Genomic DNA, 18,870 nt, shown 5'->3' on the forward strand with positions numbered 1-18,870 from the left:
CCTATGGCACGAGGCACGCTGATCGGCCCTGTCATCGTCGCCATTGGCACGGTCGTCGCCGCCATCGCCTTCGCCGTGGTCACGGTGCTGATCGACACCGCCGATGGCGCCACCGACCTGCGCTTGCAGCGGCTGGAAGACAGCGTGAAGACGCTGGAAACTGCGCTGGCCGAGGAGGTGGCGAAATCCGAAGGCCTGACCGAAGAGGTGAAACGGCTGCGCGAGGATCTGAGCCTTCTGGCCAATCGCGCCCCGGTCGCTGCCCCAACCCCGGCGCCCACGGGCGAGGCCGAGGGCGTCGTCCCCGCCGATCCCGCCGCCCTACTGCCCGACGAGGATTTCGAGAACCCGGCAACCGAAGACCTGACCGAGCAGATGAAGCTGGCAAAGACCCGCTTCAACAAGGGCATCACCCAGCCGCGCAACCGCACCATGCTGGAGCTGCTGGGCAATCCGCGCGAGAGCTATTCGCAGGATTGCCAGGGCATGACCAATGAGCACCTGAAGTCGCTTCTTGAGGAACGCACGGTCGGGCCGATCAAGGTAACGATGCTGCGGCCCGCGCTGGAAAGCCTGCAACGGGTGCTCGACCGGCTGAAGGAAAGCGATCCCGACATCTATGCAAAGGTCGGCACGGCGGGCGCCCTTTGCGTGCGCAACATCCGCGGGTCCTCGACCTCAATCTCGAACCATTCCTGGGGCACGGCCATCGACCTGACGCTTGAAGGCCAGCTTGACGGCTTCGCCGATGGCGGCACGCAATTCGGCCTGCTGATCCTTGCCGAATATTTCAATGACGAGGGCTGGTTCTGGGGCGCGGCCTATAACCGCGAGGATTCGATGCATTTCGAGGTGGGCGAGGAAACCCTGCGCGCCTGGAAGGCGGAAGGAAAGCTCTAATGGCCGCGCCGGGCAGCGAGGCCACGGGTCAGGCGGCCACGGTCGCCCGTCTTGCCGAGCCGGTCCTGGCCTATGCCGACAGGCTGGCCACGGTCACCCGCGAAAAGCAGTCGGACCTACTGCTGCATGCCCGCACCCTGCTAGAACGCTTTGAATTCGGGCTGCAGCGCGCGGGCGTGCCTGCCCCTGCCGTGCCCCCCTCGCGCGCGGCTCTCGCCCTGGTGATCGACCAGCGCGCCCGGCAGAACCGAGCGATCGACGTGGCCGATTGGGGCGATGCCTCGCGCCGCTTCCTGTTCGACGGGCGCGATGTCACCGCAGCCGATCTGGCCGAATTCCTGCGTCGCAGCGCGGGGATGGCGGATTATGCCGGGGTGACGCCCCTTCTCTCCGATTGCCTGCGCCGGATGGAGGAACGCCGCCGCGCCTTTGACACCTCGCCCGTGACCGCGAATTGGACCGGGATGCTCGCGGTCCTGATCACCGCCTATGCGCTGGCCGTGGCGGGCTGGATGGCTTGGGTGGAGTGGCGCTTTCACCGGGATCTGGCCGGGGCCTATGCCGCCAGCGCCATCGAGATCGGGCTGGACCGCGCCGGACCCTTCCCCGACCTTGCAGCCCGGCTGGATGCGCTGTGGCGCGAGACGGAAGTCACAATGGTCACCCGGGCGAAGGCGCCGGTGAACCTGTTCGCCGGGATGACGGGTCATGACGCCGCTGTCATGGCCGAGACGGCCTATCAGGAGGCGCTGCAACGCCATCTGCCCGGGCTGATGTCCAAGGCCATCGACCGCGCGCTGGCCAGCGAGGGCGAGCCCGCCGCCGCCTATGACACGCTGCGCGCCTGGACGATCCTGTCGGGCGAAAGCGACTGGCAACCCGCCTGGTTGGCCGGTTGGGCCGAGGATCGCGCCGCCGCCGACCCCGCATTGGCAGGCCTTGCGCCGCATCTTCTGCGGCTGGAAAAGCCGCCGATCATGCCGACCCCGCCCGATGGCGAATTGCTGGATCAGGGGCGGGTGATCGCCGCCGAGGCATCGGAACCCGACCGCGCCTATCTGGAACTGCGCCGCTCGGCCGCCGTGGCTGCCCTGCCCGTCTGGCAGCCAGATACCGCCGTGCCCGGCCTGACCACGATCCTGCGCCGCCGCTCGGGCCTGCCGATGGCGACCCCCATGCCGGGGCTTTACACCCAGGCGGGCTGGGACCATGCTCGCGATTTCGGTGCGGGCCTTGCCGTCACCGCCGCGCGCGAGCGGGCGAGCGCCCTGTTCAAGACCCCGCCCATACCGCAGAACGACACGCCCGATCTGCTGATGGACCGCTTGCAGGATGACACGCTGACGCGCTGGCAGGCCTATCTTGCCGATTTGCGCGTGCCGGATTTCGCCTCGACCGAAGTGGCGGTGCTGGTCTCGGGCGAGCTTGCCCGCCGCGCCTCGCCGCTCGAGGGGCTGCTGCGCGAGGTCTGGGTTCAGGCCGGCGGCACCGACCGGGCACGCAGCCATGAGCAGCAGATCCGCGTCGCCGCCGAATTCGGCCCGATGATCCAATATGTCGAAGCCGGGCGCATGCAGGAAATCGGCAAGCTTTTCGCCGGGTTGAACGTGGCTCTGGCGGCGCGCGACCGCGACCAGGAAAAGGGCCAGCAGCGGCTGATGTCGGTGCAGGACCGCGCGGCCTCGGTCGCGGCGCTGGGTGTGGCCCCCAAGGTGGTGGTGCAACTGGTCGAGGATACGCTGGCGCAGACCGGCGCCGCCCATGCCGATCTTCTGTCGAACGACCTGACCCGGCGCTGGCAGAGCGAGGTTCTGGAGACCTGCCTTGCCGTCACCAATGCCCGTTTCCCCTTTGCCGATCCGGGCGAGGATGCCGACCCCGACCGCATGGCGCAGCTTCTGGCGCCGGGCGGCCTGATCGACCGCTTCATCAAGACCCGCGCTGCCGAGATGCTGGACATGTCGGCGACGCCCTGGCGCTGGAAACCCGAGGCGCGGTTCGAGGGACTGACACCCGACAGCGCCATCTTTCTGCAACGCGCGACAGAAATCGGCGCGGGGCTGTTCCCCGAGGGCAGGCTGGGCGCCACGCTGACCCTGTCCGCCCTGGCCGAACGTGGCCAAGCGCGCGTGGTGCTGGGCGGCACGGGCGGCCCGGTCGAGGCGTCGACCGACAGTCTGGTCCTGGCCTGGCCCGGCCCCGATCCCGCGCAGGGCATCGAGGTGACCTTCGCCACCGGCAGCGAAGAGGCAAAACTTTCCGCGCCGGGCCTCTGGGGTCTTCTGCGGCTTGTCGCGCCCCTGCGCCTGCGCGACCGCGACAATGGCCAGCGCTTCCTTGTCGATCTGCGCGCCCAGAATGCCCGGCTGTTTCTGGAAATCCTGTTCGACAAGCCGCAAAACCCCTTGGCCCAGCGGGTGCTGATGAAGGGCCTTACCTGCCCGCCCCTGTTGTGATCCGCGCGCGCTTCCGCGCGGGGGCCGGAATTTCCCACGCGCCAAGTGGCCGTTAAGCCGCTATACTGCCCGCATATTGCCCTCGCGTCTTTTCATGATCCGCTTCAAGGATGCCCGCCGTGACCCCTGACCGCGACATCACCGTCTCGATTCCCGCCATTGACGACGAGATCTTCTTTGCCCGGATGGAGGGCAGTGACGAGATCTCGAGTCCCTTCGCCTATGGCCTGCTGATCTCGTGCAAGAACATGAATCTCGAGGCGAGCGTCGTTCTCGGGACCAAGGCGGTCATCACCGTGGCGGGCGAGGAAGAGCGGCATTTCCACGGCTATGTTGCCGATTTCGCGCTTGAGGAAATCCGCGACGACCTGGCTTTCTTCCGCATGACCCTGCGGCCCTGGCTGTGGTTCCTGTCCCTGGATACCGACAACCGGATCTTTCAGGAAAAGACCGTGCCCGACATCGTCGAGGCGGTGTTCAAGGCCTATCCTGAGGCGAAGTACCAGATCAAGCTGCGCGGCAAGTACAAGAAGCGCGAATATTGCGTGCAATATGGCGAAAGCGATCTGGCCTTCGTGCAACGGCTTTTGGAACACGAGGGCATCTTCTATCATTTCGACCACGATGCCGACGGTCATGTGCTGGTCCTCGCGGATGACAATACCGCGCTTCAACCGGGGCCGGGCAGCGAGAACCTGCCCTATGAGCCAGACAGCCGGGTCAGCTTTCGCGACGGCGATTTCATCACCCATTGGGTGCCCAGATCGCAGGTGCGCAGCGGCAAATACGCTGCGACCGACTACGATTTCGAGAAGCCGAGTTTCGATCTGACCACAATGACCCAGAATGCGCTGGAGGGAGAGCTGAACAAGGCTGAGGTCTATCACTACCCCGGACGCTACCTTGAGCTAAATCCCGGCCAGGCCATCGCCGAGCTGCGCCTGCAGGAATTGCAGGCCGATCAGCGCCGGGTCGAGGCGCGGGGCACCGCACGCCAGCTGTGGTCGGGCCGGGTCTTCACTCTGACGCTGTTCCCGCGCGACGACGAGAACCAGCAGTATATCGTCATCCGCGCAAGCTATGAGCTCTGGGACGAAGAGTTGCGCGCGGGCCAGTCGCGCGAGGGCACGGGCTATGTGGTCAAGCTGGAATTGTCGCCCGCCAAAGTCACCTACCGCCCGCCCCGCCGCACCCCGCGCCCGCGCATGGCGGGGCCGCAGACCGCGGTGGTGGTCGGGCCATCGGGGGCCGAGATCTTCTGCGACGAATATTCCCGGGTCAAAGTGCATTTCCACTGGGACCGGCTGGACCATCGCAACGAAAACTCGTCCTGCTTCGTGCGCGTCAGTGCGGCCTGGGCGGGCGCGGGCTGGGGCTTCATCCAGATCCCGCGCATCGGCCATGAGGTGATCGTCGACTTCCTGGAAGGTGATCCCGACCAGCCCATCATCACCGGCCGCGTCTACAACGCGCAGAACACTGTGCCCTATGGCTTGCCCGGCAATGCCTCGCAATCCGGCTGGAAAAGCTGGTCCACGCCGTCGTCCGGCGGCTTCAACGAATTGCGCTTCGAAGACAAGGCTGGCGCGGAAGAGGTCTATTTCCAGGCCGAGAAGGATCATGTCGAACTGATCAAGAACAACGAGACCCGCACCATCGGCCATGACTGGGTCGAGGATGTCGGCCATGACGCCACCCAATCCATCGGCCATGACCGCACCGAGAGCGTCGCAAACAACAAGTCGGTCACGGTGGGCGCGAACCAGACCACCTCGATCGGCGTCAATGACGACGAGACGGTTGGGTCGAACCGCACGCTTTCGGTCGGTGCGAATGAGACGATCACCATCGGCGCCAATTCGACCGAGACCATCGGCGCCAATCACACCCAGACCGTCGCCATTGCCCAGACCGTCACCGTGGGCGCCATGCGCACCGATACGGTCGGCGGGGCCGAAGTGCGCAGCGTGGGCGCGTCACAGACGAACACCATCGGCTCCAGCCGCTCGGTGACCGTGGGCGGGGCCGAGACGCATACCGTGGCCAAGGACGACACCTGGACCGTGGGCGGCAAGCAGGCGATCACCATCGCCAAGGATCAGACGCTGGATGTCGGCGGCTTGCAGGGCGTAAAGATCGCCAAGGATCAGGCCATCGAGATCGGCGGCGGTCAGGGCACGAAGGTTGCGAAGGATTCCGCCTTTGACGTGACCGGAAGCTTTGGCGTGAAAGCGGGCAAGACCATCACGCTCGAGGCCGCCGATGCCATCGTGATCAAGACAGGCTCGGCCGCGATCTCGATGAAGAAGGATGGCACGATCTCGATCGAGGGCAAGGACATCACCCTCAAGGGCTCGGGCAAGATCAACGTCAAGGCCTCCAGCGACGTGACCGTCAAGGGTTCGAAGATCAACAACAACTAGGGCCGTTGGCGAACAAGGCCGACAAGGCGGCTTCGGGGGCGGCGGCATCACAGGGGATCGCCGGATGGCCGGCGGCCCACAGCGCCATGGGCGGTCCCTCTGCCGCGCCCTCGGGCGGCGGCAGGGCCTCCAGCGCCTCGGCCACCTCGTCAGGCCCCTGCCCGGCCGCCTGAGCCGCGCGCAGACAGGCCAAGGCAGCGTCACACCAGGGATCAAGCCCCGCAGGTCCGGGCAGGTCGGCGGCGATCACAAACCCCGCCAGCGGAAATCGCCGCCCCACCCGGTCGGTGCCGGGGATCGCAACACCCGCCGCGACCCGACCACCCGATTGCAGGCGCAGGCGCAGGCCCGCTTCCGGCCAGCCCTCGCGCCGCGCCAGATGGGCCGCGGCCCAGCCATCCCAGAAGGCCTCAAATCCGCTGGGCAGGCCCCGGCTGACGAAATCGCCCAGCCCGGGCAGCTTGCCGTGAAAGCCGGTCAGGATCTCGGTCATACGTCCCGCCCCGCAGCGCCAAACTTCTTCGAAGACAAAGGCAAACTCCTTCGAAGGAATATGCGGCTCAGAACCCCTGCGGGCATTTGAAATTGCCGAACATGGTCAGGTCGAACGGGTTTTCCACCGAGGCCGCCCGCAACTCGAACTTGGCCGAGAAGCCACCCGCAGCCAGTGTCAGGCTGAACAGCTCGGGCAGGTCCGTCTTCGCCAGACTGCCCTTGCGGATCATGCGCAGCCAGGCCCAGGCGCCGGTCTCCGAACTCATCACCTCTCCCGAACCATCCACCGGCGCGAAGGACAGCGAGATCAGGTTGGTGCCGTCCTTGCCGGGCCAGGTCATCGCCATCGGACGCGCGGCCGAGTTGAAATAAACCAACTGCTGCCCGTCGATGTTCAGCGTCACCCGGCTGGCATTGCCCGACAGATCCTTCGGCTCCAGCGTGAACGCCATGATCGGCCCTGCCCCGCCCGGAAACAGGCTGTCGCGGATCGAGCGCGCCTGTTCAAAGGGTTGCAGCGTTGCCGCAGGCAGGCCGAAATCGGCCCGCCAGGCCCAGGGTCGCACAGTCGTGTCGATATACTGTTCCAGATGGGTGGTGGTGAAACTGTCGATCAGCCCGCCCGGCCCGAACAGGCGCTGGAAATCGGCCGTGTTCACGTCGATCGCACTGCCCTGCTCGAACGGATAGCGCCCGGCGGTGGCGTTCTGGCAGAAGGGCAGCACATCGGCCTTCCAGCGTGCGTTCAACTGCGCCACCACCGCATCGCGGGTCACGGTGATCGTGTCTCCGGCAAGCCCGGTCAGCCAGTCATCGACCGGATCGGGCAAGACGCTGGCGACATTGGCCAATTGCCCGGTCAATTGCGGCAACCCGCCCCGTGCCAGCAGCGCTGCCTTGGGGTCCGGGCTGGCCGCCACGGTCTGCAACTCGTTCGCCAGGGCCCCCAGTGCCGTCTCGGCATCGGTGATCAGGGGCGGCACGCCATCGATCTCGGTCACCGTCGCCTTCAGGGGCGCGAAATGCTCGGAGATGCCGCTGCCCGGCGCCTCGCCACTGGCATCCTTCACCTCTTCATCGCCGCCCGCGATCTTGCCTGCGGCTTTGGATCCTTTGGTGATCAGCGCGCCGACCTTGCCCGCCTTCTTCAAGGCGCCCTTGATCAGGCCATCCGTCGCGGAACTGTCCGTGGCCTCGGGTTCCTCGCGCACGGCCAGAAGATCGGTCTCCTCGACCACCGCCCGCAAGAGCCGCTTGAGCGAGCTGTCCGCGCTGGCCAGATCCTTCAGGCTCGCAGTCGCGACCGTCAGATCGGTGATCGGCGCCAGCCGCACATCGCGCAGGAACCCGTCCCATTGCGCGATGAAATCATCGGAATAGAGCTTGAGGATATCAGCCTGCAATTGCCCGACCGATGTGTCGGAACTGTCGGCGCAGCCGCCCTCGAACACGGCGCGATCCAGCGCCATCTGCGCCGCGACCTCTGGGATCAGCGGCAGGACGACAGTATGGAACCCGTCATAGGTATAGGCTCCGGGCAGGCCCACACGCAGGGTCTTTTCCGAAAGACGCGTCAGCACCTTGGTCGAATTCGGACCCGCCTTGTCGGCCGGAATCCACTCCGGCAGCGCCGTCACCGCCGGATCGTTCATCAGCGTGTTATAGGCGCGGACGGAAAGCGGCACGGTGCAGATCGCCTCAAGCGCCTTGGCGACCAGCATGTCATCGGGCGCGATGCGCTGCGCCGCCTCGTCCCCCGAGGCGCGGTCGATGGCGGCCAGTTCATGCGCCAGCGCCGCATCATTGGGGAAGGGCGGGATCGGCGCGAATTGCGGCAGTTCGGTCTGCCACCAATGCGACAGGAATTCGGCGTTGTAGGGCGCCTTGCCGGTCAGCATGTGATAGGATTTCAGCGCGCCCAGCAGGAATTCCGGGTTGCGGATCTCGCGCCACATCGTCGCTTCGATCAGGGCCACCATGCGTGGCTCGAGGATCGTCTTCAGCCCATGATCATAGGCGATCTTCTCGGCCCGGTTCAGATCGGTCTCGGCGGTCGGTCCCGCCAGCGTCAGAATGCTGGCCTCGCGCGGGGACCGCGCCTTCTCGATCTCGTCCATCGCGCCCAGCGCCACGTCGAGATCCAGCGGATCGGTCGGCGCCTGCCGTGCGGCGACATTGGTCAGGCGCTGCGACAGGTCGGCGGTCAGGCGGGCCTGATCGGCGATCACCCCGGAATAGCGCAGGTAGCTGAACAGGAAGGCCAGCCCGGCAAGGGTGCAGACCATCGCCGCCGTCGCGACCGAGCCGCGCCAGATCCAGACCCGACGTTCCTCGGCCGCGCGATCGAACTGGCCCAGACCGGCCTCGGGGAAGATCACGTTGGACAGCAGTTCGCGCAGGAAGTAGCTGCGCTGTTCCCCTGCGGCCCGGCGCGGCGGCAGTTCCGCCCGCATCCCGAACGACGCTGCCATCTCGCCCAGCATCCGGTCGATGGGGCTGCCTTCCTGCGCGGCCGAGGTGAAGTAGAAGCCACGCAGCCAAGGCGCCTCTTCATAGCGGCTTTCACCAAAGACCGTATCGACCAGAACCTTGAGCGCGCCTTCCAGCCGTTCGACCTGGGCGGGGAAACGAAAGACCTCCGCCCGCCAGGGCAAGGGCGCATCTTCGGCCATCCGCGCCGACAGCCGCTGTTCCAGCCGTGCCACCAGCCCGCGCAATTCGCGCACGGCAACCGTGCCCTCGGCCCGGGCATCGGTGGGCAGGGTCGCGCCCCAGACCTGCTCGCGCTCGCGCGTGGTCAGATCCGCAAAGAAGGATTCAAAGCCCGGTACAAGATCGGCCTTGGTGATCATCAGATAGACCGGAAGCTGGATCTCCAGCCGCTCGCGCAATTCGGCCAGCCGCTTGCGGATCGTCTTGCCATGGGCGCGCAGGGCAGCCTCGTCGCCCAGCAGTTCCTGCAAGGAAAGGGTGACGATCACCCCGTTCAGCGCCCTCCGCCCGCGATGCTTTTTCAGCAGGTCCAGAAAGCCCGTCCATTCCGCCGCGTCGATTTCGGGGTTCGACTGCTGCTCGACATAGCGCCCTGCCGTGTCGACCAGCACCGCCGTGTCGGTGAAGAACCAGTCGCAATTCCGCGTGCCGCCGACGCCCTTGATGTCATCGGAAAGATCGATGGGGAAATGCAGGCCCGACTGTTTCAGCGCCGTGGTCTTGCCGGTGCCGGGCGGGCCGATGATCACATACCAGGGCATCTCGCGCAGGAATTTCTTCGCCCCCAGACGCGACTTCTTCATCTGGCCCAGAATGTCCTGAAATTTGGTATTGATCGCGGCAAGGTTCGCGTCATGCGGGCGCGATTTGTCGACCACCGGCGCTGCCAGCTCGGTCACGAACATCCGGTTCTTGCGCGCCGCGCGCAATTGCGCGATCAGGATCGAGAACAGCCAGATCAGCACCACACAGGCGATGGCAATCAGGCGGTTCAGCTCGTCTTCCAGCGGATGCACATCGCCAAAGGCCAGAAGCGCGCCGAATTGCCAGATCAGTGCGCACAGCAGCAGAACGCCGATGAAGACCCACAGCTTGCGCGAAATCAGGAAGCGGAGGATGGCCTTGATCATGCGGAACATGGCTAAAGCCTCTTCTCGATCTTGATCTCGATCCGCCGGTTCTGCGCGCGACCGTCCTTGGTGGCGTTGTCGCCCACGGGTTCGGTATCGGCGCGGCCTTCGGATTTCACGCTCTCCGCCGGAATCCCCGCCGCGACCAGCAGTTCCGCGATGGTGGCGGCGCGGGCTTCGGAGAGGCCCTGGTTCGACTGGAACGGGTTCGACGATTGCACCGGAACCGAGTCGGTATGGCCGATCACGGTGATCTTGCCGATCACCTCGGCATTCTCCTGGATGACCTGGGCGATCGACTGGATCAGCGGGGCATATTCCGGGTTGATATCGGCCTTGGCGCTGCGGAACAGCTCGGGCGCGGTGCCCTGCACCACAAGGACGGCCAGCGACACATCCTCGCGCCCCTTCAGTGCGGCAGCGGTATCAGCGGGGGCTTTGGCCTGGAACAGCGGCAGAAGTTCGAAGATCACCGGCTCAACCGGCTTGATCGGCGTGGTCGCCAGCGCCTCCAACTCTGCCGTGTCGCGCACCGGGCGAAAGACGCCCGCGCGTTCCTTGGGCGGCAGGGCAGCGGCGGCGGTGAACAGCTGCTCGGCCTTGTTGCCCAGTTGCAGCGACAGGCCGGTATAGATCCCGGCGACCAGGCAGATCGCCACCAGCCAGACCGTCCACAAGGGCACGGCGAAGCGGCGCGGCTCGTCCGGAACCTTCACTCCCTCGGCATGGGGTGACAGGGCCGCAGCCATCACATCGGGGCTGCGCAGGTGGCGGGCAATCTGGCTGCGCAAGGCCATGATCGCGGCTTCCCCCGTCGGCCCCTGCGGACGGAACTGGCCACGGAAGCCCAGAGACAGGCAGAGATAGGCCAGTTCCATCAGCTCGGGGTCGCGGTTCGGATAGGCCAGCAATTCTTCCAGATGGCGGAAGAAGCGCGTGCCGGCATCGACCTCGCCCGAAAGCGCCGTCACCAACGGCTGGCGCGGCCAGTCGGAATGGCCGCCCCAGGGCGTGTTCAGCGCGATGTCGTCGATCAGCGCCGCGACGAACCAGGCGGCCTGATTGGCGCGGGTCAGCGGCTGACCCAGGGCCACGGCGGCATCGCGGGCCTCGATCAGCCCGGACTGCATCCTCTGGCGTAAGATTTCCGGCTGCGTGGGCGGTGCCGCACGTTCCAGTTCGGGCGCGAATTCCAGCAAGGGCGCGAAGGCCGTGACCAAAGGATTTGCATGAGGCCGCGCCCCCCGCGCGCGCGCCGGGCCGGGGGGCGGAGGGGCATAGCCCTGCCCTCCGCCAAAGCCGCCAAAGGCCGGCTGCTGGCCATAGCCGGGCATCGGCGCGCCATAGGCGGGTTGCGGCGGCGTACCAAAGGGCGGCTGAGCCGCGCCATAAGACGGCTGCGGCGCCAGAGTGCCGCGATCCGCCCCGCCACCGCCCACAGGCCGGATGCGCGTGCGCCCGGCGTCGGAATTCAGGCCGAAAGGATCGTCCTTGTCACTCATCTTGCCTTACCTGCTGACCGCGTAGCAGTCGATCTGCGGCTCGCTTTCAAGCTGGCCCGAAATGCCGATCACAAAGCCCGGCGCCGTCAGAAGCTGGGCGAAATGTTCGGATTGCTGGCTCAGTTCCAGACACAGCCTTTCGCCATCATAGGGGATTTCACGCGGCTGCGAATGCAAAGGTTTGAGCGCGATGCCCGGCAGCCGCGACTTCCACAGCATCTCGAAGGCATCCGCCGCGCCGACCGTGGCTTGGTTGACGAAAAGCTGGCGCAGCATGTCCTCGGACATGGGCGAGCCGACACGCAGCACGATCCGGCTGGTGCGCAAAAGTTCGGGGTTGTCGATGCGCACCTTCCAGATGTTCTGGCTGTGCTTGGCCACAGGCAGGGCGCGCGACTTGGGTTCCACATGGCGCAGCGACAGCATCAGGCTGCGCAGCGTGTCGGCCAGTGCGGTAAAGGCAGGTGTCGGATCCATATGGTCATAGGCGGGCAGGTCCGACAGCCGGCGCGAGGACGAGCCATAGGTCGCCATGCGCCCGGCAAGCCCCACCAGTTCCTCGTAAAGCGCGCAGGGATGGATCAGGTTCTGCGCCAGAAGATGGGCGATGCGCGGCCGCGCCGAATTGGCGAGTTCCAGAATGAGAAGGTTCTCGATCGACCGGCCCGCGCCACCAAGGACCAGCCCGCCATGCGCCTCGGCGATGCGGTCAAGTCCGGTCACCACTTCCTTCAGGAAACCGGCATACCAGGGATGGGCCGCGATGGTCAGCGCGGGCGGCAGGTCGCCCTCTCGGATCGCGACCGAGCCATCGGCGCGCAGGCCTTCGACATGCAGCAGCGGCAGGGCGACGAAACCCGCCAGCGCCTCGCCCGGCGCAAGCGAGCGCAGGCTGAGCCGGGCGATTTCCACCTCGGCCGGATCGGCCCCGTTGCGGATCGTGTCGCGCATCTCGACGATCTCGCCCTTGTAGCGGGCGCCCGAGGCCTCGGCATGGGCGGGGTCCATCGTGGCGGTCCCGGCCTGCTCGACCGGCACTGCCAGATGCACCGCACCCGATGCGTCTGCAACGATCCTGATCGGCGCGGGCGGCGTGGCGCTGTCAGGGATGGCGAAGGGTGTGCCATCGGGAAAAATCCCTTCCGCCACCCGGATGGCGATCTGGCCGGCATCCAGCGCGGCCCGGTCCAGCTCGACCCGGGAAAAGCCATGCGGCTGCCAGGGTGCCACAAGCAGCCCCGCCCGCATCAATGCCTCGGCATGACGGTCCTGCTGCTGGAAATGCTGAGTGCGAAGGTACAGACCCTCGCTCCAGACCACCCTGTTGCGCTCGCTCATCCCCTGCCCTTTCCCTTGGCCTTCGCCGCGCCTCAGCCCGCTTTCAGGCTGACGCCGGAAGACGTCACCGCCACCGCGAAGGTCACGCTTTCCGTGGCCGAAACGCTGGCCTTGGTGCGAAAGACCTTGCCGCCCGGGTCACGATAGCCCGCGATCACGCCGATGACCGTGGTGCTGGCATCAAGCCCGATCGACAGCGTCTTGGCCGGCCCCGCGGTCAGCGCCACCTGATCGGCCTTGATGAATTCGCCTCCCAGCGCCGCCTGCGGGTTCTGAAGCGCAAAGAAATCGGCCCCGTCAAAGGCCCCGGCGCTGCGCATCTGGACGACCTGCAGGGTCAGCGGCCGGTCGGCCCCGTCCGGGCCGGGGTTCATCCCCGCCGCGCCCTGCGCGACGATCGTCAGGACGCCAGGACCGGAAGGCGCGCAGCCCATCAATGCGCCCGTCGACGCCAAAGCCACCCACCCAACCAGAAATTCACGCCGTTCCATCATCAATCCTCCTTGTTTCACTTTCATATGCTTCTCGAAAATCTGCACCGACTTCGCCCAGGAACCTGTCCTCGGCGGCCTTGGCCATCTCGCGATAGCGTTCGGCGTAAAGCTGCCATAGTCTCGCCGACCGGCTGCCGGATACCAGCGCCTTCAGCATGCCCACATCTTCCAGATCCGCCTCGAACAGCGCGGGATCGAAGCGGTCGATCATGCGGCGAAGCGAGGCCTGAAGCCCCGACCAGCTGCGCTGATGATGGTCCATCAGATCCGACAGCGTGCCCGCGATGGCGGCGTCCGGGTCAAGATAGCCTGGACCCTTGGCCGCCACGAGTGCTGCGACCATGTCTTCCGGCGTCACGAGGAACTTGAGCGGATTGACATTGGCCGCCCCGATCACCGTCTGCGCCACCCGCGCGCTGCCCTTTTCCCGCGCGCGCAGGCGCAGAAGCTGGACCATGCCCTCGACCATGGCGCGGTAGCGGCGCCCCAGGGCCTCCATCTCTTCGGCGCTGCCCTTGAACCCGGCGGGCGGCTCGATCCCCAGCCCCTTCAGGAAGGCCGCCGCCGCGCCCGGATCGGCGGGCGGGGCGGGCTTGTCGAGGACGAGGGGCGCGGGCTTGGCAGCCCTTGGCTTGACCGGAACCGGATCGGTCGGCGCCGCGTGCGGCGGAGGAGGCGGCGCCGGTGCTGCGGGTGGGTGCGCTTTTGGCTGACCCAGATCGGCGGGCAGGCCGAAATCGCCAAAGTCGAAATCGCTGGCGGGAGCTGTCGCAGGAACCGCCGCCGCCGGGGAGGCGAAGGGATCGCCAAACGGATCGCGCGCGGCGGGGGCGGCAGGGGGCGCCGCAGGCGGAGGGGGTGCGGGGCGTTGCGGCGCCGGCGCGTCGAACGGATTGCCCAGGGCGGGTTGCGCCACGGGTTGCGGCGGCGCGGCGGGCGGCGCTGCGCGCGGGGCAGGGTCAAGCGTGAAAGGATCGTCGAAGAAGGCCGGGCCGCCCGGGCGCGGCGTATTGACCGGGGCCTGCGGCGTCGCGCGCGGGGCATCGAACGGGTCGGGCAGGCCCGCCGGGCGCGGCGCCGCCGGCGCCTCGGGACGCGGGGTGAAGAAATCATCGCCGAACATGCCGCCCCGCGCCTGCTGCGGGGGCGCGACAGGGGCGCCTTGCGCGGCCGCACCTTCCTCGGCCCGGATCACGAAATCCCCCAGCCGCAACCGCATCCCCGGCACCAGAACCGCCGTCACGCCCTGCCCCAGCGGCGCGGGCGCGCCATCCAGGAACAGGCCGCCCCGGCTGTCATCGGTCACCCGGTACTGCCCACCCTGCCCGACCACCGTGCAATGGCGGCGCGAGACGAACATCTGCGGATCCTCGATCTTCCAGTCGCAATCCTCGCCCCGCCCGATCACGACGCGGCCCTCGCCCAAGACGAATTCGGTACGGGCCTGCGGCGCGGGGACGGTTTCAAGGATCAGGCGCAGGGTCATGCCGCCACCTCGCGGCCCGAGAAGTTGCGCATCCGCCAGTCATCGACATCGCGGGAGGGCTTTGCCCCGATCCAGGTCGTTCGGCCCAGGGCGCATTGTCCAAGCCGCGGTTCAGGGATTTCCTCCGCCGCCAGCACCAGCCGCAGGTCGAATTCCACATCCGCCCCCGCGACGAAGCGGATCGCACGGCGCAGGGCGACCATGGCGCGGCGGTCGCGGATCAATGCCAGATAGCGGTCAAGCGGCAGAGGACCCAGCCGCAACTCGGCCCGGCCCTGACGCTGAAAGACGCGGCGTCCAACCAGCGCCCCCTGCCCCAGCGCGTTGAAGCCCTGACCCAGCCTGGTCTGCAAGGCCTGCGGCACCTCGAGCCAATGGCCGACGAATTCCACCAGCCGAACCGGCACGCCCAGAAGATCCGTCAGATAGCCGGTCAGCCGCTCTGCCCCGTTGACCTGATGGCCCAGCGACGTGGCCTGACGCAATGCCAGATCGGGATCGGCGCTTTTTGCATTGGTCTCGCGCAGCCCGGGCAGACCTACGCCGCCCAAGGCGGCGAGCATCGCCATCACCCGCCCGCCCGGTCCATGTTCGACCTGAACCTCCGGGCGCTGGTCGCCCCAGGCCCGCCAATAAAGCGCCAATTGCCGGTGCTGGAGCATGTTCGCGAAATCAAGGAAGGTCGTGTCCGCCGTCACCTGCCCCTGCGACCCGCCGGAAAACCAGCGCTCGGACTGGCGCGCCATGATCCAGCGCGTCATGTGCAGGGGCATGGCACCTTCGGGGCCGAAAAGACCCAGCACCTCGACCTCGACCTTCGCCGGCGTGTCCTCGCCGGGCGGGGTGAAGCTGGCCACATCGCGTGTCGCCATCGCCAGCCGCGCGCGCTGGCCCAGCCGCGCCGGTTCCTTTTCCGGCCCGCCCGCGCGACCGAAGCGATTCCCCTCGCGCTCAAGCCGCCGCAACAGCTCGAAAAAACCGATCTCTTCGGGGGCCGGATCGCGGAAGCCTAGATCAGGTCGCGGTTGCCCAGGGCCATCGGCCATGTCACCTCCTCCTGTCTTTGCTGAAGCCGCGTCCGCGTGCGGACAAAGGCGTTGATGCTGGCATGTCGGGCGAAAAGCCGCGACAGCAAGGCCGAGAGCAGAAGCGTGCTCGACCCCGACAGCGGGCCTTCATCGACATGCAGCGTGATCTCGATCCCCTTGCCCAGGCACAGGGGGCCAGGCAGGTCGAGCCGTTCGATCACCTGCCGGCTGGTGACGCGGGCAAGCGCGCGGATATGGCGCGAAAGCGCCGGGTCGCCCCGGTCAGCGTAAAGTTCCAGAAGCGCGCGCAACGGTTCTGCCCCCCGGTTTTCCTCGGCCAGCGACAGGTGGTTCAGCGACAGTTGCGCCACCAGCCGCCAGGTCAGGTCATCCATCGCCGCCTCGCCCTCGCGCCCGACTTGCGGCAGGCTTGCCGCCAGCGAACCGCGCGGACGACGCAGCGAGGAGAGAAGCTCTACCCGCGCCACCGGATCGCCGGTTTCCAGCGTCAGGCGCGGTGCGTCGTCGAAGATCGGCAGGTCGCGGTTCGACACCAGCGCCCGGATGTCCAGCCGCCGCAGGGGCCTGTCCTGCTGCACGCTCGCAGGCCGCGCGACCGAGATGAACAGGTCGTCGCCGGTATAGGAGGTGCGCGTCTGACCCCGGCGCAATTCATCCGCGCCGGGGCGGCGGGGGCGGCGTTCAAACGTATAGACCAGGCCCGAGCCGGATTGCGCGGCGGGGGTGTAAAGCGGGTGCACTTCGGATTGCGGCCCATCCGTCTCGGCGTCGGTGACGCGCAGGAGGCGGTGGATCTCGAAATCCAGCGGGCGGGTGCGGTCGGCATGGACGACATGCGCCGTGGCGCGGGCGCCCATCTCGACGACATTGCATTCCTTTTCGAACAGGTTGACCACCGGGGCCGCGAACAGCCGGAAATCCTTGGCCGAGACATCGGCGATGCCCGGTGTCGCGCGGCCCATGGGCAGGATCACCTCCAGCCCGCGCAGGCCGCTGGCACGCACCGCCTTTTGCAGGCCGGTCAGGCGCAGCCCGTGGAAACGGTCGGGCATAAGGAAATATTCGCGCAACAGGCGATACCCTTCGAAACTGGGCCGCAGGCGCGGCAGCAGCGCCTCGTCATCGCGGATGCCGACCAGTTCGGGGGTGGGGCTTTCATGGAAGGGCGCGGCGGGTTCGCCATGCCGCGCAATGGTCGGAAGGGGGGCGGCGAAGACCGCGTCGAAGATCGCGGCCGAACGCGGGCCATGCGAGAAATCCAGATCCAGCCGGTCGAGCGACAGGTCCGAGATCAGACCCGCGCCCTGTCGCCGGAAGGTCAGCTTCAGCCCGGCCTCGGCCCCTTTCAGCCGCGCCTCGGGCACACCCGCCGCCGTCAGCGCGCCGCGATCCTGAAGATATTCGACCGAGACCAGCGCGATGGGCCACAGCGTCACATCCTGCGCGGTCGTATAGATGGCGCGGGTGGAAATCCCCTCGCGCAGCGCCGCCACCAGCCGCGTGCCGCGCCGCACAAGATGGCCGTCGGGCATGGTCTGCACCTGCGGACCGGGATGCAGCACCGCCATGCCCATGGCCGGCGCAGGACCGGCAAGATCGGGATAAAGCGCATCCAGCACGCCCCGCACCTGCCGCTGGCTTTCGGCATCAAGCTTGAGCCGCGTCCGCGCCGCCAGATAGGCCACGCCTTCCAGCAACCGCTCGACATAGGGGTCCGGGCAGGGCACCGCATCCAGCGACAGGTTGCGGGCAACCGTCGGATGCAAACCGGAAAACTCCAGCGCCAGCTCGCGGATATGCGCAAGCTCGGCCTCGTAATAGCCAAGGAAAGCCCTATCCATTGTCAGGCCTCCTCGATCCGGGTCGCGGCACGGCCATTGTCCAGGTCGATGGTCGTTGACAGCCGCAGCCGCTCTGGCACGGGAGACAACATCAAGACCGCCTCGATCTTGACCTTCAACCCCTCGCGCCCCGAAGTATCCACGCTGATCTTGATCGTGTCGCGCTTGAGGCGAGGCTCAAAGACCGCGACAACCTCTTTCAACTCGCGCGCCAGAACCTCGGGCTCGAAATCCTTGGCCCGGCGGCCGGAAAAGGATGGCACGCCGAAATTCAGCACCGAGCGCTGGACATGCGGAAAATCGGCCAGCACGTCGAGCAGATCTTCGGTTCCGCCGCGTTCGGCATCGGACCACAGGAACTGCGCCTGAAGCCGCTCCATCCCGAACAGTTCTTCCAGATCGCGCCGCACCGCTTCGCGCAGGATATCCGCCGTCACCACGATACCGCGTTCCTCAAGAAAGGCCCGCCGCTGCACAAGCTGCAGGAACTGCGCCAGCTCGCGCCGCCTGCTCTCATCCAGATCGCTGGCCTGCTCGATGGCGCGGGGGCCGGCGGCGATGATCGCCTCCAGCCGCTCCACGCCGATTTCGGCGCCGATCTCGCGGCGCCGAAGGTCGGTTTCACTGACGATACCGGGCAGGTCATCGACCAGCCGGTCCCAGAGGCTTGGCTGAACCGCCTCGCGCCGCGCCTGCAGCTGAACCGGCCCCTTGACCAAATGCGCCTCCTTCGTCTTCCGTCCGGCGCGCCCGCCTTACTTGGCCGCGACCAGATCGTATTCCACTTCGTGCTCGTCGCCCTTCGAATGATCGTCGGCCTGCACGACGTATTTGAAATTCACCTTCTCGTAGGAAATCCCGATCGTCTCGGAGACCAGCTCGTTCGAGCTTTCCTCGGGGGCGTTCTGAGTCATCTGGTAGGACGAGATGATGCAGTTCTCGAGCGTGATGATCAGATAGTCGAGATGCGCATCCCCGGAATCCTTGCGCGCGGTGAAAACGATTTCGGAGAAGGATTTGCCTTTGGCGCAGGCCAGCATCAGATAGGGCGACGCCGCGTCGAGCCACTTGTTGAAGGTGAAGTCCGACAGCGTCGCGCGGCCCCGGGTGCGCCCCGAGCCGACCGAGGACGAGGACATCTGCTTGGCCTCGAACTGAACGCCGAAGACGTCGATTTCCTTTTCGTGATCGGCGCGCTTGGATTCGCCCTCGATGCCTTCAATCTTGAGATAACCGGTAAAAGCCATGATCTTACCCTTTCAA

Annotated in this window: 13 protein-coding genes; 3 read left to right on the forward strand and 10 right to left on the reverse strand. The window is 66.8% G+C overall.

The annotated features are described in order from the left end of the window. The first annotated feature begins 3 nt into the window (after window positions 1-3). The 3 genes from ACED67_RS13590 (at window position 4) to ACED67_RS13600 (ending at window position 5,779) form a co-directional block, all read left to right on the forward strand. Window positions 4-900, forward strand: coding sequence for a M15 family metallopeptidase (locus ACED67_RS13590; RefSeq protein WP_395542209.1), 897 nt, complete (start codon window positions 4-6; stop codon window positions 898-900). Beyond that, on the forward strand, window positions 900-3,356 hold the full coding sequence (locus ACED67_RS13595) for an ImcF-related family protein (RefSeq protein WP_395542210.1): 2,457 nt from the start codon (window positions 900-902) through the stop codon (window positions 3,354-3,356). Before ACED67_RS13590 ends, ACED67_RS13595 begins: the two co-directional genes overlap by 1 nt. Window positions 3,357-3,466: 110 nt before the next feature. Further along, entirely contained in the window at window positions 3,467-5,779 is a 2,313-nt protein-coding gene (locus ACED67_RS13600) for a type VI secretion system Vgr family protein (RefSeq protein WP_395542211.1), read from the forward strand. Here the strand turns inward: ACED67_RS13600 and tagF are convergent. The 10 genes from tagF to ACED67_RS13650 form a co-directional block, all read right to left on the reverse strand. Further along, entirely contained in the window at window positions 5,766-6,272 is a 507-nt protein-coding gene (tagF, locus tag ACED67_RS13605; RefSeq protein WP_395542212.1) for a type VI secretion system-associated protein TagF, read from the reverse strand. The genes ACED67_RS13600 and tagF overlap by 14 nt on opposite strands. A 67-nt stretch (window positions 6,273-6,339) precedes the next feature. After that, on the reverse strand, window positions 6,340-9,906 hold the full coding sequence (tssM, locus tag ACED67_RS13610; protein WP_395542213.1) for a type VI secretion system membrane subunit TssM: 3,567 nt from the start codon (window positions 9,904-9,906) through the stop codon (window positions 6,340-6,342). 2 nt (window positions 9,907-9,908) lie between these two features. After that, window positions 9,909-11,399, reverse strand: a complete 1,491-nt coding sequence (tssL, locus tag ACED67_RS13615; RefSeq protein WP_395542215.1) for a type VI secretion system protein TssL, long form — start codon at window positions 11,397-11,399, stop codon at window positions 9,909-9,911. 6 nt (window positions 11,400-11,405) lie between these two features. Then, complete coding sequence (gene tssK / locus ACED67_RS13620; RefSeq protein ID WP_395542216.1) at window positions 11,406-12,737, reverse strand: type VI secretion system baseplate subunit TssK; 1,332 nt, start codon at window positions 12,735-12,737, stop codon at window positions 11,406-11,408. A 32-nt stretch (window positions 12,738-12,769) separates the two neighbouring features. Beyond that, window positions 12,770-13,231, reverse strand: a complete 462-nt coding sequence (tssJ, locus tag ACED67_RS13625) for a type VI secretion system lipoprotein TssJ (RefSeq protein WP_395542217.1) — start codon at window positions 13,229-13,231, stop codon at window positions 12,770-12,772. Next, a complete protein-coding gene (gene tagH / locus ACED67_RS13630; protein ID WP_395542218.1) occupies window positions 13,215-14,717 on the reverse strand; it encodes a type VI secretion system-associated FHA domain protein TagH in 1,503 nt (500 codons plus the stop codon). Before tagH ends, tssJ begins: the two co-directional genes overlap by 17 nt. Continuing rightward, a complete protein-coding gene (gene tssG, locus ACED67_RS13635; RefSeq protein WP_395542219.1) occupies window positions 14,714-15,763 on the reverse strand; it encodes a type VI secretion system baseplate subunit TssG in 1,050 nt (349 codons plus the stop codon). Before tssG ends, tagH begins: the two co-directional genes overlap by 4 nt. Then, window positions 15,727-17,607 (reverse strand): type VI secretion system baseplate subunit TssF, encoded by a 1,881-nt coding sequence (gene tssF / locus ACED67_RS13640; RefSeq protein WP_395542221.1) that lies wholly within the window; start codon window positions 17,605-17,607, stop codon window positions 15,727-15,729. The genes tssG and tssF overlap by 37 nt, the downstream gene beginning before the upstream one ends. A gap of 2 nt (window positions 17,608-17,609) precedes the next feature. Then, a complete protein-coding gene (locus tag ACED67_RS13645; RefSeq protein WP_395542222.1) occupies window positions 17,610-18,326 on the reverse strand; it encodes a type VI secretion system baseplate subunit TssE in 717 nt (238 codons plus the stop codon). Between the two features lie 36 nt (window positions 18,327-18,362). Next, entirely contained in the window at window positions 18,363-18,854 is a 492-nt protein-coding gene (locus ACED67_RS13650; protein ID WP_395542223.1) for an Hcp family type VI secretion system effector, read from the reverse strand. Window positions 18,855-18,870 lie beyond the last annotated feature (16 nt).

Origin of the sequence: Neotabrizicola paludis (assembly GCF_044142105.1) — a bacterium.
Lineage (GTDB): Bacteria > Pseudomonadota > Alphaproteobacteria > Rhodobacterales > Rhodobacteraceae > Pseudogemmobacter.

Excerpts from the sequence above, each read along its gene's own strand:
- tssJ (WP_395542217.1), bottom strand. The coding sequence starts at position 13,231 with ATGATGGAACGGCGTGAATTTCTGGTTGGGTGGGTGGCTTTGGCGTCG.
- ACED67_RS13650 (WP_395542223.1), bottom strand. The coding sequence starts at position 18,854 with ATGGCTTTTACCGGTTATCTCAAGATTGAAGGCATCGAGGGCGAATCC.
- ACED67_RS13595 (WP_395542210.1), top strand. The coding sequence starts at position 900 with ATGGCCGCGCCGGGCAGCGAGGCCACGGGTCAGGCGGCCACGGTCGCC.
- tssM (WP_395542213.1), bottom strand. The coding sequence starts at position 9,906 with ATGTTCCGCATGATCAAGGCCATCCTCCGCTTCCTGATTTCGCGCAAG.
- tssG (WP_395542219.1), bottom strand. The coding sequence starts at position 15,763 with ATGGCCGATGGCCCTGGGCAACCGCGACCTGATCTAGGCTTCCGCGAT.
- ACED67_RS13600 (WP_395542211.1), top strand. The coding sequence starts at position 3,467 with ATGCCCGCCGTGACCCCTGACCGCGACATCACCGTCTCGATTCCCGCC.
- ACED67_RS13590 (WP_395542209.1), top strand. The coding sequence starts at position 4 with ATGGCACGAGGCACGCTGATCGGCCCTGTCATCGTCGCCATTGGCACG.
- tagF (WP_395542212.1), bottom strand. The coding sequence starts at position 6,272 with ATGACCGAGATCCTGACCGGCTTTCACGGCAAGCTGCCCGGGCTGGGC.
- tssF (WP_395542221.1), bottom strand. The coding sequence starts at position 17,607 with ATGGATAGGGCTTTCCTTGGCTATTACGAGGCCGAGCTTGCGCATATC.
- tssL (WP_395542215.1), bottom strand. The coding sequence starts at position 11,399 with ATGAGTGACAAGGACGATCCTTTCGGCCTGAATTCCGACGCCGGGCGC.
- tagH (WP_395542218.1), bottom strand. The coding sequence starts at position 14,717 with ATGACCCTGCGCCTGATCCTTGAAACCGTCCCCGCGCCGCAGGCCCGT.
- tssK (WP_395542216.1), bottom strand. The coding sequence starts at position 12,737 with ATGAGCGAGCGCAACAGGGTGGTCTGGAGCGAGGGTCTGTACCTTCGC.